1 protein-coding gene is annotated in these 440 nt (G+C 62.0%); it reads left to right on the forward strand.

Annotated features, from left to right (window positions below):
• Nucleotides 1–112 precede the first annotated feature (112 nt).
• Nucleotides 113–352 carry an IS66 family insertion sequence element accessory protein TnpB gene (gene tnpB, locus AB4Y34_RS42000; protein WP_368719325.1) on the forward strand — a complete coding sequence of 80 codons (240 nt, stop codon included), beginning with the start codon at nucleotides 113–115 and terminating at the stop codon, nucleotides 350–352.
• Nucleotides 353–440: the final 88 nt, after the last annotated feature.

Here is a 440-nt window from a genome sequence, read left to right on the forward strand (position 1 = left end):
GCGTACCGGCGGCGTCGGGCATCGAGATCGAACTGAACGGTGCCCGTGTACGCGTCACGGGCATGGTCGACCCCGTGCAGTTGCGCCTCGTGCTGCGCTGCCTGATGCCAGCATGATTGCGCCGCCAGGCGGTACCCGCGTATGGCTGGCAGCGGGCGTTACCGATATGCGCCGTGGCATGGATGGACTTGCCGCGCTGGTGCAGTCAGCACTCGGTCGTGATCCGTTCTCGGGGCACATTTTCCTGTTTCGCGGGCGTCGTGGTGACCTCATCAAGATTTTATGGTGGAGCGGCGACGGCATGAACCTGTACGCGAACTATCTGGCTTCATACTACAACTCCTTCAGTTAGATCAGAAGGTTTTGGATCCCAATGCCGCCCGGGCTGCTGCTGCGCGGTCAGTGAGTGAGTCCCATCGGCTGCTGTGCTTCACCGGCGG

Source organism: Paraburkholderia sp. BR10954 (genome assembly GCF_040965775.1).
Lineage (GTDB): Bacteria > Pseudomonadota > Gammaproteobacteria > Burkholderiales > Burkholderiaceae > Paraburkholderia > Paraburkholderia youngii.

Bases quoted from the DNA above. Each gene is read 5' to 3' on its own strand.
- tnpB (WP_368719325.1), top strand. From the start codon at position 113: ATGATTGCGCCGCCAGGCGGTACCCGCGTATGGCTGGCAGCGGGCGTT.